This window comes from Massilia sp. CT11-137 (genome assembly GCF_047302885.1).
Classification (GTDB): domain Bacteria; phylum Pseudomonadota; class Gammaproteobacteria; order Burkholderiales; family Burkholderiaceae_D; genus Telluria; species Telluria orientalis.
Genome location: NZ_JBKYMP010000001.1, coordinates 2,173,118 through 2,187,914, shown reverse-complemented (window position 1 = coordinate 2,187,914; position 14,797 = coordinate 2,173,118). Strand labels below are relative to the sequence as shown.

The following is a 14,797-nucleotide window of genomic DNA, read 5'->3' as shown; positions in this document are numbered from 1 at the left end:
GTATCAGTTTTCAATCGCCGTTGACAGCGCCCAGCACCCGGCTCGGTAGGGTGCCTTCGTCGAGGCGAGGAGCTTGGTTGTGTGAATTTTGATCTCGACGAAGCAGAGGCTTGAAATCAAACCGCGGGTCTTCATCAAGGCGTCGGCTCGCTTGCCATGGGACACGATTGAATGCCCCTGCACGGCGGATTCTAGTTTTTGGTCATCCATCGATGAAAGAAACAAGTAACCCAATCCGTAGCCAAAGATCCAGGTGTTCTTTTCGAAGAATCGTTGCCAGAGCCCCTCGTCGGTGCATCCTTTGCGCGCTTTCAGGTTCGCAAAGTAATCTGGCTCTTTCAAAAGGCGCTCGAACGTCTCCAGTTGCTTGCGTCGATAAGCGACCGCGACAAGGTCTTTTTTCGTCACCTGAGTGCGCAGAGCCTCAGCCAAGGCCTCTGGATACTCGGCGATGATCTGAACGGCCTGGCGCTCGGACAAGATAAAACGCCGCAACTCCTCGTCTTCGATGTTAACGGGGTGGTCGTGCTTGAAAATGTGCTCTTGGATATGCTTCGCAAATTCTAAAAATGTCGCGATCTCGCGTCCAATGAGGGAAAACCCGTTCTTGTGGGCTGACCCGGTCGCGGCCGTGAAGGCTTGCAGCCTTAATACTTTAACGTCGCGGTTGTCCTCAAAAAAACTCGCGGTGACGACCCGCTTCTGGCCTTCTTTATGCCTAACGACCAGCTCCCCTTTCACCGTGGCGAATTCCGGTTCAGTCGCGGCGGCGAAAGTCTTGGTGGCGATGCGAATCTTTCGTCCGCTGCCATCCAAATCTGGAAGGCTGGGGCTCATGTAGGTCTTGTGCGGCCTCTTATTGAAGTCGTAATCACCTTCGTCCATGCAGGTCTCCGTGCGCGCTCTTAAATCGGCGAAATCGAAAAAACTTGGATATTTCTTAGTTAAATTATATGTTCATAAACTGCTCATGAGTTGCTGCTTCTAAATTTTTGTTGCCCCCTGGCTTTCGGCGGAGTCGTTATTGGCACTGGACGTCAAGCATTCCTTGCTGACCTTAGCAAACAAGGTCGGCCATAGCGTGGTACCCAAGAAAGGCAGTCGACTGACGGGGATTTCAAGCTCTCCGTGACCTGTACTGTACTTGGCAATGTTGTCTTCGACGTCGAGCTGCATGGCTTGCAGGGCCAACTGAAGAATGAACCGTCACCGCAGGTGTTGACTATGAGCCGGGCCAACTCGAGCGCCTGTTCCAAAGAGCTGATTCCGCAAAAACGTGCTAAGCGGTTGTGGACGCGACCGTCTGCTTTGGGTCCAGGCTGTGTTAAAACGTAAAATCATGATGTTTTCAGGGGTCGCTTTACCATTCCCGACCTCATGAAAACGCCGTAGCGAGCGTTTTGGAAGGCCGGGCGCCGCAGACGTCACGTCGGGCCTGCGTTTTTACACAGCCTCGACCGATAACTGACGTATCATGCCGCTGTCCGGGCACTTGGATAACGGCCGTGTTCGCAAACGAACTGATGGCATAGCCCCGGCACTTCGCTCCGAAGACGTTTAGCCGCTTGCTGAAGCTCATCTTTCCACGCACCGCAGATCGCCGAAGGGTGAGCGACCGCGCATCGACGCTCGTGTACCCCTGATGTGAACGATTCGTGCGATTTCACGACCGCCTCCAGCCATGTCCAGTCTGAGCATCGAGCGTCCAGCCACGCGGTCGCACACGATGAGGAGGCAGTCATCCTCGCAGCCGATGCCGTTCAGCGCCACTCCGCAGGCGTGATCACGACAATGCCCCCGACCGCGACAACCGCTGCCGGCCCGCATAAACCACGCAAACACAGCCATGCTTTTTGCGCATGACCGCATGCGCAAGCAGCATTGGCCAGTCTCCGGCCACCCATCCTATGATGCGCTCAGCCTTGAACCACACACGGAGACCTGCCATGAGCCACGACTACATCCCTTCCTACCTGAACCCGAACGACCTCGGCCCGTGGGGCCAGTACCTGCAACAGGTCGACCGCGTCGCCCCGCACCTGGGCAGCCTGTCGCGCTGGATCGAAACGCTGAAGCGTCCGAAGCGCATCCTGACCGTCGACGTCCCGATCGAACGCGACGACGGCACCATTGCGCATTACGAGGGCTACCGCGTCCAGCACAACCTGTCGCGCGGTCCGGGCAAGGGCGGCGTGCGCTTCCACCAGGACGTGACGCTGTCGGAGGTGATGGCGCTGTCGGCGTGGATGTCGGTGAAGAACGCGGCCGTCAACGTGCCGTACGGCGGGGCCAAGGGCGGCGTCCGCGTCGATCCGTCCACCCTGTCGAAGGGCGAGCTGCAGCGCCTCACGCGCCGCTATACGAGCGAGATCAGCATGCTGATCGGCCCGACGAAGGACATCCCCGCGCCGGACGTGAACACCAACGAACAGGTCATGGCCTGGATGATGGATTCGTACGCCATGATCGAAGGGAATCTGTCGACGGGCGTCGTGACGGGCAAGCCGATCTCGCTGGGCGGCTCGCTGGGACGCCGTGAAGCGACGGGCCGCGGCGTGTTCGTCGTCGGGCAGGAAGCCGCGGCGCGGCGCGGTGTGGCGCTGGCCGGCGCGCGCATCGCCATCCAGGGCTTCGGCAACGTCGGCGGCACCGCTGCCACGATCTTCGCCGACGCGGGCGCGAAGATCGTCGCCGTGCAGGACCACACGGGCACCATCGTGCGCGAAGGCGGCCTCGATGTCGCGCAACTGCACAAGCACGTGGCCGAAGCGGGCGGCGTGAAGGGCTTCCCCGGTGCGGACGCGACGCTGGACCGCGACGCGTTCTGGGACATCGAGTCCGACATCCTGATCCCGGCCGCGCTGGAGCGGCAGATCACGGCGGACGTCGCAACGGGACTCAAGACGAAGATCATCCTGGAAGGCGCGAACGGCCCCACGACGCCGGAAGCCGACGACATCCTCGCCGACAAGGACGTCCTCGTCGTGCCGGACGTGCTGGCCAACGCGGGCGGCGTCACCGTGTCGTACTTCGAATGGGTCCAGGATTTCTCGAGCTTCTTCTGGACGGAGGACGAGATCAATGCCCGCCTCACCCGCATCATGCAGAGCGCGTTCGGCGCCGTGTGGGACGTCGCGCAGGAGAAGAAGGTGAGCCTGCGCACCGCGACGTTCATCGTGGCCTGCACGCGCATCCTGCAGGCGCGTGAAGTGCGCGGCCTGTACCCGTGACACCGTAGGGTGGGCGACCTTCGCCCACGCGTGACGCATGCGTCATGCAAACGTCCGCGTGGGCACGGCGTGCCCACCCTACGAATCGCGTGGCGCACCTGCCGGTACGACGCCACGCGACTTCAAAAAAATCCATTTTTCACCGCACATTGCGCGCAGATAAGCATGCGTTGCAGCACATTCTCACATCGTTGAGCGAACGCATACATGCATTCGCACACCATTTCTTGTGCGCCGCAGCACAGGTAAGATGTGGAGATGAAAACGACCGGCTTCCCTCCCCCATCTCCCGGCGCGGACGACGCGCTGTTCGACCACATCGAGCGCCGCCTGCTGGCGCTCACCACCGCCCCGCTGCACGCGCCCACACAGGTGGAACGCCGCTGCGTGGACGAATTCGCCGACGGATTCCTCGGCCACATCGGCCTGTCCCCGATCCCGCTCGCGCGGCGCTGGCGCACCGCACCATGAGACGTAAAAAAGCCGCACACCGTTCGCACGGCGGCGGCTTCGATTCGAGCGGGGACGATCAGCCCAGGCTCTCCAGGCGGATGCGCACCACCTTGCCGACGGTCGTCGCCAGGCTCTCGATCTTGGCGATCGCGGCGTTGACGTATTTTTCGCGGGTCTGGTGGGTGATGATGACGATGTCCGTGCGCGCCTTCTCGCCCGGCTCCTTCTGCAGCACGGCGTCGATGGAGATGCCGGCGTCGGCCAGGATGCGGGTCAGGTCGGCCATCACGCCCAGCTGGTCCTGCACGGTCACGCGCAGGTAGTAGCTGGTGCGGATTTCTTCCATCGGCAGGATCGGCACGTCGGCCAGTTCCGTCGGCTGGAACGCCAGGTGCGGCACGCGCGAATACGGGTCGGCGGTCGCCAGGCGGGTCACGTCGATCAGGTCGGCGATGACGGCGGAGGCGGTCGGCTCGGCGCCTGCGCCCTTGCCGTAGTACAGCGTGGCGCCGACGGCGTCGGCCTGCACGAGCACGGCGTTCATCGCGCCTTCGACATTCGCGATCAGGCGCGCGCCCGGCACGAGGGTCGGGTGCACGCGCAGTTCGATGCCTTCCTTGCCGTCGACCGTCGTGCGGCGGGTGATGCCCAGCAGCTTGATGCGGTAGCCCAGCTGTTCGGCGTAGCGCAGGTCCACGGCCTGCAGCTGGCTGATGCCCTCGATGTGGGCGCTGCCGAACTGCACGGGGATGCCGAAGGCGATGGCGGACATGATGGTCAGCTTGTGCGCCGCGTCCACGCCTTCGATGTCGAAGGTCGGATCCGCTTCCGCATAGCCCAGTTCCTGCGCCTGCTTCAGCACGGTGTTGAAGTCCAGGCCCTTGTCGCGCATCTCGGACAGGATGAAGTTCGTCGTGCCGTTGATGATGCCGGCGACGGATTCGATGCGGTTGGCCGACAGGCCTTCGCGCAGCGCCTTGATGATCGGGATGCCGCCGGCGACGGCCGCTTCGAACGCCACCATCACGCCCTTGGCCTGGGCCGCCTCGAAGATTTCGTTGCCGTGCAGCGCCAGCAGCGCCTTGTTGGCGGTGACGACGTGCTTGCCGTTGGCGATCGCCTGCAGCACCAGTTCGCGCGTCAGGTCGTAGCCGCCGATCAGTTCGACGACGATGTCGATGTCCGGATTGTTCACGACGGCGTACGGGTCGGCGACGACCTCCACTTCGCTGCCGACGATACGCTTGGCACGTTCGAGGTTACGGACGGCGACCATCGCAACCTCGATGCCGCGGCCGGCGCGGCGGCGGATCTCTTCCTGGTTGCGTTGGAGGACGTGGTAGGTGCCTGCACCGACGGTGCCGAGGCCGAGCAAGCCTGCTTTGATGGGTTTCATATGAATATACTGTCTGCTGTCTGTCGTTCTCAGCGCGCGTGGCGGCGCCGGTAGCCGTCGAGGAAGCGGGCGATACGGCCGCACGCATCCGTCAGGTCGTCGGAATTGGGGAGGAAGACCAGGCGGAAATGGTCCGGCGTCTTCCAGTTGAAGCCAGTGCCTTGCACCAGCAGGACTTTTTCCTCGGACAACAGCTCACAGATAAATTGCTGGTCATCGGCGATCGGGTAGATCTTCGGGTCGAGGCGTGGGAACATGTACAGCGCCGCTTTTGGCTTGACGCAGGTAACGCCCGGAATATCGGTCAGGAGTTGGTGAGCCAGGTCGCGCTGGCGTGCGAGGCGGCCGCCGGGGGCCACGAGGTGCGCAATGCTCTGGTGGCCGCCGAGCGCGGTCTGGATCGCGAACTGGCCCGGCGCGTTCGCGCACAGGCGCATCGACGCCAGCATGTTCAGGCCTTCGATATAGTCTTTCGCATGGCGTTTTTCGCCGGAGAGGACCATCCAGCCGGCACGGTAGCCGCACGAACGGTAGTTCTTCGACAGGCCGTTCAAGGTGACGAACAGGACGTCGTCGGCCAGCGAGGCGAGCGATACGTGCTCCTCGCCGTCGTACAGCGTCTTGTCGTAGATTTCGTCGGCGTAGACGATCAGCTGGTGCTGGCGCGCCAGTTCGACGATTTCAAGCAGCACGTCGCGCGAATACAGCGCGCCGGTCGGGTTGTTCGGGTTGATGACGACGATCGCGCGCGTGTTCGGCGTGATCTTCTTGCGCATGTCGTCGATGTCGGGCAGCCAGCCGGCCTGCTCGTCGCAGACATAGTGCACGGGATTGCCGCCGGCCAGGCTGACGGCCGCCGTCCACAGCGGGTAATCCGGCGCCGGGACGAGGACTTCGTCGCCGCTGTTCAGCAGGCCCTGCATCGCCATCACGATCAGTTCGGAGGCGCCGTTGCCCAGGTAGATGTCGTCGATGCCGACGCCGCGGATATTCTTTTCCTGGGTGTAATGCATGATCGCTTTGCGCGGTGCAAACATGCCCTTCGAATCCGTGTAGCCGGCCGAGTTCTGCATGTTGAGGATCATGTCGCGCACGATCTCGTCCGGCGGATCGAAACCGAACACGGCCAGGTTGCCGATGTTCAGCTTGATGATCTTGTGGCCGTCTTCCTCCATCTGGCGCGCGATCTGCAGCGCCGGGCCACGGATCTCGTAGCAGACGTCGTCGAGCTTGTTGGATTTCAGAATCGGTCGCAAAATATCACCTTGGAAATGTATCTGAACACATCTGCACCTTCTCCGGGGGTTTCGAGAAACCGTAGCGCAGTAGGTTTATCGACGCCCCCGTTGTTGCAATGCGAAAAATTCCATTCTGCCCAATTGGCGGGGATTAAGCAACCGCCCATTGCTGGGACGTACTGGAAACCAGTTACAATACGCGCCCTGTGCCTGTCATTCCCCGGCTTGCCATCATGAAGCTCCATTCCAGCAGCACCGAAAAATACCAGACGGTCACCGGCTACGACCGGGCCGGCGTCGAGATCAACGCCCAGCGCTTCGACTACAGCGTGCTCGTGATGCCCGAGGTGGCACCGCGCGCGTGGCCCGTCACGCGCTTCGAGGACCTGAAAGCCGAGCATTTCGAGGCGATCGCGGCCGACAAGCCGGACGTCGTCATCCTCGGCACCGGCGAGCGCCAGCGCTTCGTGCATCCGCGCCTCGTCACGAGCCTGTCCAGCCAGCGCATCGGCGTCGAAAGCATGGACAGCCACGCCGCCTGCCGCACCTACAACATCCTGATGGGCGAAGGCCGCAAGGTGACGCTGGCGCTGATCATCGAAGGGGACGCGAAGGCCGCATGAACGACCTGCACCGGAATAAAACCCTCACCTGGACCCTGCTGATCGTCTTTGCCGCCGTCCTGCTGTACGCACTGGGCGCGCGCACGCTCGTGCCGCCGGATGAAGGCCGCTACGCCGAGATGGCGCGCGAGATGTTCGCCAGCGGCGACTGGATCACGACGCGCCTGAACGGCATCAAGTATTTCGAAAAGCCGCCGCTGCAGACGTGGATGAACGCCCTGTCGTTCACCCTGTTCGGCCTCGGCGACTGGCAGGCGCGCCTGTGGACGGGCCTGTGCGGCCTGCTGGGCGTCGTCCTGACGGGCGTCGCGGGCACCCGCGTGTTCGGCGCGCGCATCGGCTTCTACGCCGCGCTGGTCCTCGGCTCCTCGTTCTACTGGGTCGCGTGCAGCCAGATCGATTCGCTCGACATGGGCCTGTCCGGCATGATGACGGTGGCCCTGTGCGCCCTCCTCATCGCCCAGCGCGACGATGCTTCCGGGTCCGAGCGCCGCAACTGGATGCTCGTGTGCTGGGCCGGCATGGCGCTGTCCGTGCTGTCCAAGGGCCTGATCGGCCTCGTGCTGCCGGGCGGCGTGCTCGTGTTCTACACGATCTTCTCGCGCGACTGGGCCATCTGGAAGCGCCTGCACATCGTGAAAGGCCTGATCCTGTTCTTCCTGATCGCCACGCCGTGGTTCGTGCTGGTCGGGCTGAAGAATCCGGAGCAGCCGCACTTCTTCTTCGTCCACGAACACTTCGACCGCTTCCTCAAGAAGGAACACCACCGCGAAGCGGCCTGGTACATCTTCTTCGTGCTGCTGGCCGCCGGCAGCGTGCCGTGGGTCGGCGTGCTGGTGCAAAGCCTGATTGGTGCCGCCCGCCGCGACGGCGAGACGACCAAATTCCGTCCACGCCTGATGCTGCTCGTGTGGGTGGCGTTCATCACGCTGTTCTTCACCAAGTCGAATTCCAAGCTGCCCGGCTACATCCTGCCCGTGTTCCCCGCCGTCGCGCTGCTGGTGGCGGTCTACCTGGACGCCGGCACGCGCCGCGGCCGCATGGTCACGGCCGCCCTGACGGCGCTGCTGGGCGTGGGCTTCCTCGTCACCGTCCCGTTCATGCTGAAGTTCGCCAAGCATGCGGGCGAGGACGTGCTGTACGCGGCCTATCAGCCGTGGGTGCTGGCGGCGGGCCTCGTGCTGCTGATCGGCGGCTGCCTCGCCCTGCTGTACGCGCGCCAGATGCTGCGCGACCTGTTCGTCGTCGTGCTGGCCGTCGCCGGTTTCGCCGGCACGCAGCTGCTGCTCGTCGGCTTCGAGCCGATCGGCCAAGTGCGCGCGGGCGTCAACCTGCTGCCCGCGCTGAAGGCCGCCGGCGCCGCGAATCCTGCCGTGAAAGTCTATTCGGTCGGGATCTACGAGCAGTCGCTGACCTTCTATCTCGGCCGTCCCGTGACGCTCGTCGATTACCGCGACGAGTTCGACTTCGGCCTCCAGCAGCAACCGGAACTCGCGATCCCGACGATTCCCGGGTTCGTCGCCCGCTGGCGCACGGATGCGGCCGCCGGCGTGCGCAACGTGGCGATCATCCGTCCGGAGATCGCCGCGGACCTGCAGCGCCAGGGCGTCCCGCTGCGCATCGTGGCGGCGGACGCGCGCCGTACCGTCATCGCGAATTTTTGATACTCCCGAATGAACCTCACCACCTTTGCCTTCATCATCTCCGGCGTGATCCTGAACGCCTGTGCCCAGCTGCTGCTGAAAGCGGGCACGAACGCCATCGGCGGCGCCATCCATCTCACCATGAGCAACTGGTTCGAGACCTTCGTCAAGGTCGTGACCCAGCTGCCGATCCTGGGCGGGCTGGCCTGCTACGCCATCTCGCTGGTCGTGTGGATCATCGGCCTGTCGCGCACGGACGTGACGATCGCGTATCCGATGCTGTCGCTGGGCTATGTCGTGTCCGCGTTCGGCGCCTGGATGTTCCTGGGCGAGGTGGTGTCGCCGCAGCGCCTGGCGGCCATCGGCGTCATCGTCGTCGGCGTCGTGTTGCTGGCAAGAACCTAATTTAGCGTCGGACAGGGCGCTGTTACAATGCCAGCTTTGTCCGCATACATCTTTACAAGAGAATAACGAGCTTTCCATGACTGCCGAGCTGCCTTTCCTGCCCTTTTCCCGGCCCACCATCGACGAAGAGACCATCGCCGCCGTCGGCGAAGTGCTGCGCTCCGGCTGGATCACGACCGGTCCGAAAAACCAGGCATTCGAGGCCCTGCTGTCGGAATACTTCGGCGGCCGTCCGGTCCGCACCTTCAATTCCGGCACCTGCACGATGGAGATCGCGCTGCGCATCGCCGGCATCAAGCCGGGCGATGAAGTGATCACGACGCCGGTCTCGTGGCCGGCCACCGCCAACGTGATCATCGAAGTGGGCGCGACCCCGGTCTTCGCCGACATCGATCCGGTCACGCGCAACATGGACCTGGACAAGCTGGAAGCCGCGATCACCCCGCGTACGAAGGCCATCATCCCCGTGTATCTCTCCGGCCTCCCGCTGGACATGGACCGCCTGTACGCGATCGCGCACAAGCACAACCTGCGCGTCGTCGAGGATGCCGCGCAGGCCATCGGCTCGCTGTGGAACGGCAAGCGCATCGGCTCGTTCGGCGACTTCGCGTCGTTCAGCTTCCAGGCCAACAAGAACATCACGACCGGCGAAGGCGGCTGCCTCGTGCTGAACAACCTCGAGGAAGCGCGCCTGGCCGAGAAGTACCGCCTGCAGGGCGTGACGCGCAGCGGCGTGGACGGCATCGACGTCGACGTCCTGGGCGGCAAGTACAACATGAGCGACATCATGGCCACCATTGGCCTGGGCCAGATGAAGAACCTGGAGACGCTGACGGCGCACCGCGCCGCGCTGGCGCGCCATTACTTCGACTGCTTCGGCCCCGATTTCGAAACGCAGACCGGCGCCCAGCTGCCGATCCAGGCCTTCGGCACGAGCAACTGGCACCTGTTCCAGATCATCCTGCCGGACAACGGCCCCGGCACGCGCGCCGACTTCATGACCCGCATGCAGAAGGAACACAACGTCGGCACCGGCTACCATTACGCGCCGATCCACCTGTTCACGCTGTACCGCGAGCGCGGCTTCAAGGAAGGGATGTTCCCCGTCGCCGAGAAGATCGGCCGCCTGACGGTCACGCTGCCGATGTTCAATGCAATGACCATCGCCGACGTGGAACGCGCCGTGAAGGCCGTCAAAGCGGTGCTCGCAAAATGACGACGGTGGCCATGAAGCCGGAAGTCTCGGTCGTCATTCCGGTCTATAACGAGGAAGCGGGCCTGGCGAATCTGTTCGCGCGCCTGTACCCGGCGATGGATGCGCTGGGTATCGCGTACGAAGTCGTCTTCGTCAACGACGGCAGCCGCGACAACTCGGTGGCGATCCTGGCGGAGCAGTACCGCAAGCGCCCGGACGTCACGCGCGTCGTCCTCTTCAACGGCAATTACGGCCAGCACATGGCGATCCTCGCGGGCTTCGAACAGACGCGCGGCCAGATCGTCATCACGCTCGACGCCGACCTGCAGAATCCGCCGGAAGAAATCCACAAGCTGATCGCCAAGATGCGCGAGGGCTACGACTACGTGGGCTCGATCCGCCGCAAGCGCCAGGATTCGGCATGGCGCACGGTGGCTTCGAAGGCGATGAACCGGGTGCGCGAGCGCATCACGAACATCCACATCACGGACCAGGGCAACATGCTGCGCGCGTACGGCCGCAACGTGATCGACCTCGTCAACCAGTGCGGCGAAGTGAACACCTTCGTGCCGGCGCTCGCGTACAAGTTCGCGCGCAAGCCGACGGAGATCGTCGTCGAGCACGAGGAACGCGCGGCCGGCGAATCGAAATATTCGCTGTACAGCCTCATTCGCCTGAATTTCGACCTGATGACGGGCTTCTCGCTCGTGCCGCTGCAGATGTTCTCGCTGCTGGGCATGACCCTGTCGCTGCTGTCGGCGCTGCTGGTGGTGGTGCTCATCTTCCGCCGCTTCCTGCTGGGCGCCGAGGCGGAAGGCGTGTTCACGCTGTTCGCGATCGCGTTCTTCTTCATGGGCGTGATCCTGTTCGGCATCGGCCTCGTGGGCGAATACGTGGGCCGCATCTACCAGCAGGTGCGCGCACGGCCGCGCTACGTCGTCGCCACGATCCTGGAGGGCGTGCCGCCGGACCTGGCGGAACTCGGCGGGATCGAGAAGCGCCAGGTCGCGCGCTGAGTATCTGGCCGCGGCCATAAAATCGTCGTTCCCGCTTTCGCGGGGATGACGGTGTTTTGCATGCTCATCCCAAATTGACTCGAACACTATGACCCAACCCCGCAAACGCGCAGTCGTCTTCGCCTACCACAACGTGGGCGTGCGCTGCCTGAAGGTGCTGCTGGCCGGCGGCGTCGACGTCGCCCTGGTCGTCACGCACCAGGACAGCGCCACCGAAAACATCTGGTTCGAATCCGTCCTCTCGCTGTGCGAGACCGAAGGCATCCCCTACCTCACGCCCAGTGATGCGAAAGGCGCCGACCTGGTCGCGGCCATCCAGGCAGCCCAGCCGGACCTGATGTTCAGCTTCTACTTCCGCCACATGCTGCCGCAGGCGATCCTCGACATCGCCCCCGCGTACAACATGCACGGCTCGCTGCTGCCGGCGTTCCGCGGCCGCGCGCCCACCAACTGGGCCGTGCTGCACGGCGCCACCGAGACGGGCGCCACGCTGCACGAGATGACGGTGAAACCGGACGCTGGCGCCATCGTCGCCCAGCAGGCCGTGCCGATCCTGCCCGACGACACCGCGTTCGAAGTGTTCGGCAAGGTGACGGTCGCCGCGGAGCTGGCGCTGTACCACGTGCTGCCGGACCTGCTGGCCGGCACCGCGCCGCGCACGCCGAACGACCTGACGAAAGGCGGCTACTTCGGCGGCCGCAAGCCGGAAGACGGCCGCATCGACTGGACCAAACCGGCGCAGGAGGTGTACAACCTGCACCGCGCCGTCGCCCCGCCCTACCCCGGCGCCTTCACGGACGTCGGGCCGCGCCGCTACGTCATCGAACGCGCCCGATTACAGAACGGTAATGTTCAGGGCCTCTCGCCGGGCCTTGCGGTCGTCGATAATGCCATCCTCGGCGTCTGCGGCGACGGCCGCGCGCTGGTCATCCACAGCCTGCTGGCCGACGGCCTGCGCATCTCCCCTGCCGAACTGCGGGCACAACTCGCAGAAGGCCAGGCCTGAACAAGCATCCAGGAAAACCCACATGAAAAAAGTCCTCATCCTCGGCGTCAACGGCTTCATCGGCCACCATCTCTCCAAGCGCATCCTGGAGACGACCGATTGGGAAGTGTATGGCATGGACATGAACTCCGAGCGGATCGCGCATCTGCTGGACCATCCGCGCATGCACTTTTTTGAAGGCGACATCACGATCAACACGGAATGGGTCGAGTACCACGTCAAGAAATGCGACGTGATCCTGCCGCTGGTCGCCATCGCGACGCCGTCGACGTATGTGAAGGAGCCGCTGAAAGTCTTCGAACTGGACTTCGAGGCGAACCTGCCGATCGTCCGCTCGGCCGCGAAATATAAAAAGCACCTGATCTTCCCGTCGACGTCGGAAGTCTACGGCATGAGCCGCGACGCCGAATTCGATCCGGAGAACTCCGAACTGGTCTACGGCCCGATCAACAAGCCGCGCTGGATCTACGCCTGCGCCAAGCAGCTGATGGACCGCGTGATCTGGGGCTACGGCATGGAAGGCCTGAACTTCACGCTGTTCCGCCCGTTCAACTGGATCGGCGCCGGCCTCGACTCCATCCACACGCCGAAGGAAGGTTCGTCGCGCGTGCTGACGCAGTTCTTCGGCCACATCGTGCGCGGCGAGACCATCCAGCTCGTCGACGGCGGCCACCAGAAGCGCGCCTTCACGTACATCGACGACGGCATCTCGGCGCTCATGAAGATCATCGAGAACAAGGATGGCCGTGCCACCGGCCAGATCTACAACATCGGCAACCCGGTCAACAATTATTCGATCCGCGAACTGGCCGACATGATGATGAAGCTCGCGGCCGAGTACCCGGAATACGCGGCCGGCGCGCAGAAAGTGCAGATCGTCGAGACCAGCTCGGGCGCCTACTACGGCACCGGCTACCAGGACGTGCAGAAGCGCGTGCCGAAGATCGAGAACACGAAGAGCGACCTCGGTTGGGCACCGGCCGTGACGATGGCGGACGCACTGCGCCACATCTACGACGCCTACCGCGGCCAGGTCGCGGCGGCCCAGGCCCTCGTCGACTGAAGCGAAGGACACACCTTGGCACCGCTGCTCGTCCTCAAGATCGACGTCGACACCTACCGCGGCACGCGCGAAGGCGTGCCGAATCTCGTGCGCATGCTGAACAAGCACGGGGCCGGCGCGACGTTCCTGTTTTCGCTGGGCCCGGACCACACGGGATGGGCGATGCGGCGCGCGCTGCGTCCCGGCTTCTTCCAGAAGGTGTCGCGCACGTCCGTGGTGGAGCACTATGGCTTCAAGACCCTGATGTACGGCGTGCTGCTGCCCGGCCCGGACATCGGGGCGAAGGCGGCGGCCGAGATGCGCGCCGCGCGCGACGCCGGCTTCGAATGCGGCATCCACACATGGGACCACGTCTGGTGGCAGGACAATGTGCGCGGGCGCGATGCCGCGTGGACGGACCGCATGATGAAGAAGAGCGAGCAGCGCTATACGCAAGTGTTCGGCGAGCCGCCGCACACGCACGGCGCGGCGGGCTGGCAGATGAACCCTCATGCGTTCGCCCGCCACGATGCGGTGGGCTACCGCTACGCGTCGGACGGCCGCGCCCAGTTGCGCGACGACGGCGCGCTGGCCGATCCGCAGTTCGGCCCGTACCGCTACCGGGGCCTGTCGCACATCCAGATGCCGACCACCTTGCCCACGCTGGACGAGCTGCTGGGCCGCGAGATCGACGGCACCGTCATCGACGAGAACAATATCGCCGCCCACTTGCTCAAGCTGACGGCGGATCCGCAACGCGACCACGTGTATACCTTGCACGCGGAGCTTGAAGGACAGAAACTCGCCCCCATATTCGAGCAGCTGTTGTCAGGCTGGAAAGCCCAAGGCTACCGGCTTGCCTCGATGGCGGACTATTATGAGAAGATAAAAGACGACCCGCTGCCCGAGCATACGGTCCAGTGGGGCGAGTTACCGGGACGATCGGGCGAACTGATCATCCTCGACAAGACCATGTAAGCACGCGGTGCCAGGCCCGCGAGACAGGAGATTACCGTGGCCGAAAGCCCAACCGCAGCACCCGCAACCGCAGACGGCGCCGCCGCGCCCTTGGCGAACTTCAACGCGCCGATGACCGGCGCCCAGACCTTCCAGCTGAATGGTCGCCCGGCGCGCTACACGGTGCTGTACTTCTATCCCAAAGACAATACCCCCGGCTGCACGACGGAAGCGATGAACTTCCGCGACCGCTACGACGAATTCAAGGCGCTGAACACCGACGTCTACGGCATCAGCCGCGATTCCCTGCGCTCGCACGAAAATTTCAAGGCCAAGCTGGGCCTGCCCTTCGAACTGATTTCGGATCCGGACGAAGCCGTGTGCACCCAGTTCGACGTCATGAAGATGAAGAATATGTACGGCAAAAAAGTGCGGGGGGTCGAGCGCAGTACGTTTGTCATTGACGCTGACGGCAAGTTGGTGAAAGAATGGCGTGGCGTGAAAGTCAATGATCACGTGGATGAAGTGCTGGAATTCCTGAAAAGCCAGCCTTGAAGAGCGGGCTGGCGATGGTTATCAAAAACCTTTAGCCG

Annotated in this window: 14 protein-coding genes; 11 read left to right on the top strand and 3 right to left on the bottom strand. The window is 63.5% G+C overall.

Annotated elements, in window-relative coordinates; genetic code table 11:
- Positions 1-3 precede the first annotated feature (3 nt).
- Complete coding sequence (locus tag ACEN98_RS09830) at positions 4-885, bottom strand: Shedu anti-phage system protein SduA domain-containing protein (protein WP_413383879.1); 882 nt, start codon at positions 883-885, stop codon at positions 4-6.
- A gap of 1,061 nt (positions 886-1,946) precedes the next feature.
- Here ACEN98_RS09830 and ACEN98_RS09825 point away from each other — a divergent pair.
- Positions 1,947-3,230, top strand: a complete 1,284-nt coding sequence (locus ACEN98_RS09825) for a Glu/Leu/Phe/Val family dehydrogenase (RefSeq protein ID WP_413383877.1) — start codon at positions 1,947-1,949, stop codon at positions 3,228-3,230.
- A 258-nt stretch (positions 3,231-3,488) separates the two neighbouring features.
- On the top strand, positions 3,489-3,701 hold the full coding sequence (locus tag ACEN98_RS09820) for a hypothetical protein (protein WP_413383875.1): 213 nt from the start codon (positions 3,489-3,491) through the stop codon (positions 3,699-3,701).
- 58 nt (positions 3,702-3,759) lie between these two features.
- Here ACEN98_RS09820 and ACEN98_RS09815 read toward each other — a convergent pair whose 3' ends face one another.
- The gene (locus ACEN98_RS09815; protein ID WP_413339286.1) at positions 3,760-5,079 is read right to left on the bottom strand and encodes a homoserine dehydrogenase; all 1,320 of its coding nucleotides are present in this window, start codon (positions 5,077-5,079) and stop codon (positions 3,760-3,762) included.
- Positions 5,080-5,108: 29 nt separating this feature from the next.
- Complete coding sequence (locus ACEN98_RS09810; protein WP_056136773.1) at positions 5,109-6,335, bottom strand: pyridoxal phosphate-dependent aminotransferase; 1,227 nt, start codon at positions 6,333-6,335, stop codon at positions 5,109-5,111.
- Between the two features lie 215 nt (positions 6,336-6,550).
- Between ACEN98_RS09810 and ACEN98_RS09805 the strand changes: the two genes are divergently transcribed.
- The 9 genes from ACEN98_RS09805 to ACEN98_RS09765 all read left to right on the top strand — a co-directional run bounded on the left by ACEN98_RS09805 (position 6,551) and on the right by ACEN98_RS09765 (position 14,759).
- A complete protein-coding gene (locus ACEN98_RS09805; RefSeq protein WP_413339288.1) occupies positions 6,551-6,940 on the top strand; it encodes an Mth938-like domain-containing protein in 390 nt (129 codons plus the stop codon).
- Positions 6,937-8,604 (top strand): glycosyltransferase family 39 protein, encoded by a 1,668-nt coding sequence (locus ACEN98_RS09800; RefSeq protein WP_413383873.1) that lies wholly within the window; start codon positions 6,937-6,939, stop codon positions 8,602-8,604. The genes ACEN98_RS09805 and ACEN98_RS09800 overlap by 4 nt, the downstream gene beginning before the upstream one ends.
- 9 nt (positions 8,605-8,613) lie before the next feature.
- Positions 8,614-8,988 (top strand): 4-amino-4-deoxy-L-arabinose transferase, encoded by a 375-nt coding sequence (locus ACEN98_RS09795; RefSeq protein WP_413383871.1) that lies wholly within the window; start codon positions 8,614-8,616, stop codon positions 8,986-8,988.
- Between the two features lie 76 nt (positions 8,989-9,064).
- Positions 9,065-10,204: a DegT/DnrJ/EryC1/StrS family aminotransferase gene (locus ACEN98_RS09790; protein WP_413339293.1), complete on the top strand. Its 1,140-nt coding sequence runs from the start codon at positions 9,065-9,067 to the stop codon at positions 10,202-10,204.
- 11 nt (positions 10,205-10,215) lie between these two features.
- Positions 10,216-11,199: a glycosyltransferase gene (locus ACEN98_RS09785; protein ID WP_413383869.1), complete on the top strand. Its 984-nt coding sequence runs from the start codon at positions 10,216-10,218 to the stop codon at positions 11,197-11,199.
- An 88-nt stretch (positions 11,200-11,287) separates the two neighbouring features.
- Positions 11,288-12,205 carry a formyltransferase gene (locus ACEN98_RS09780; protein WP_413383867.1) on the top strand — a complete coding sequence of 306 codons (918 nt, stop codon included), beginning with the start codon at positions 11,288-11,290 and terminating at the stop codon, positions 12,203-12,205.
- A gap of 22 nt (positions 12,206-12,227) precedes the next feature.
- Complete coding sequence (locus ACEN98_RS09775) at positions 12,228-13,268, top strand: bifunctional UDP-4-keto-pentose/UDP-xylose synthase (protein ID WP_413383865.1); 1,041 nt, start codon at positions 12,228-12,230, stop codon at positions 13,266-13,268.
- 15 nt (positions 13,269-13,283) lie between these two features.
- Positions 13,284-14,225 (top strand): polysaccharide deacetylase family protein, encoded by a 942-nt coding sequence (locus ACEN98_RS09770; protein WP_413383863.1) that lies wholly within the window; start codon positions 13,284-13,286, stop codon positions 14,223-14,225.
- 36 nt (positions 14,226-14,261) lie between these two features.
- Positions 14,262-14,759, top strand: coding sequence for a peroxiredoxin (locus tag ACEN98_RS09765; RefSeq protein WP_413383861.1), 498 nt, complete (start codon positions 14,262-14,264; stop codon positions 14,757-14,759).
- Positions 14,760-14,797 lie beyond the last annotated feature (38 nt).

Coding starts and splice junctions, on each gene's coding strand:
- ACEN98_RS09830 (WP_413383879.1), bottom strand. CDS start 885: ATGGACGAAGGTGATTACGACTTCAATAAGAGGCCGCACAAGACCTAC.
- ACEN98_RS09825 (WP_413383877.1), top strand. CDS start 1,947: ATGAGCCACGACTACATCCCTTCCTACCTGAACCCGAACGACCTCGGC.
- ACEN98_RS09820 (WP_413383875.1), top strand. CDS start 3,489: ATGAAAACGACCGGCTTCCCTCCCCCATCTCCCGGCGCGGACGACGCG.
- ACEN98_RS09815 (WP_413339286.1), bottom strand. CDS start 5,079: ATGAAACCCATCAAAGCAGGCTTGCTCGGCCTCGGCACCGTCGGTGCA.
- ACEN98_RS09805 (WP_413339288.1), top strand. CDS start 6,551: ATGAAGCTCCATTCCAGCAGCACCGAAAAATACCAGACGGTCACCGGC.
- ACEN98_RS09800 (WP_413383873.1), top strand. CDS start 6,937: ATGAACGACCTGCACCGGAATAAAACCCTCACCTGGACCCTGCTGATC.
- ACEN98_RS09795 (WP_413383871.1), top strand. CDS start 8,614: ATGAACCTCACCACCTTTGCCTTCATCATCTCCGGCGTGATCCTGAAC.
- ACEN98_RS09790 (WP_413339293.1), top strand. CDS start 9,065: ATGACTGCCGAGCTGCCTTTCCTGCCCTTTTCCCGGCCCACCATCGAC.
- ACEN98_RS09785 (WP_413383869.1), top strand. CDS start 10,216: ATGAAGCCGGAAGTCTCGGTCGTCATTCCGGTCTATAACGAGGAAGCG.
- ACEN98_RS09780 (WP_413383867.1), top strand. CDS start 11,288: ATGACCCAACCCCGCAAACGCGCAGTCGTCTTCGCCTACCACAACGTG.
- ACEN98_RS09775 (WP_413383865.1), top strand. CDS start 12,228: ATGAAAAAAGTCCTCATCCTCGGCGTCAACGGCTTCATCGGCCACCAT.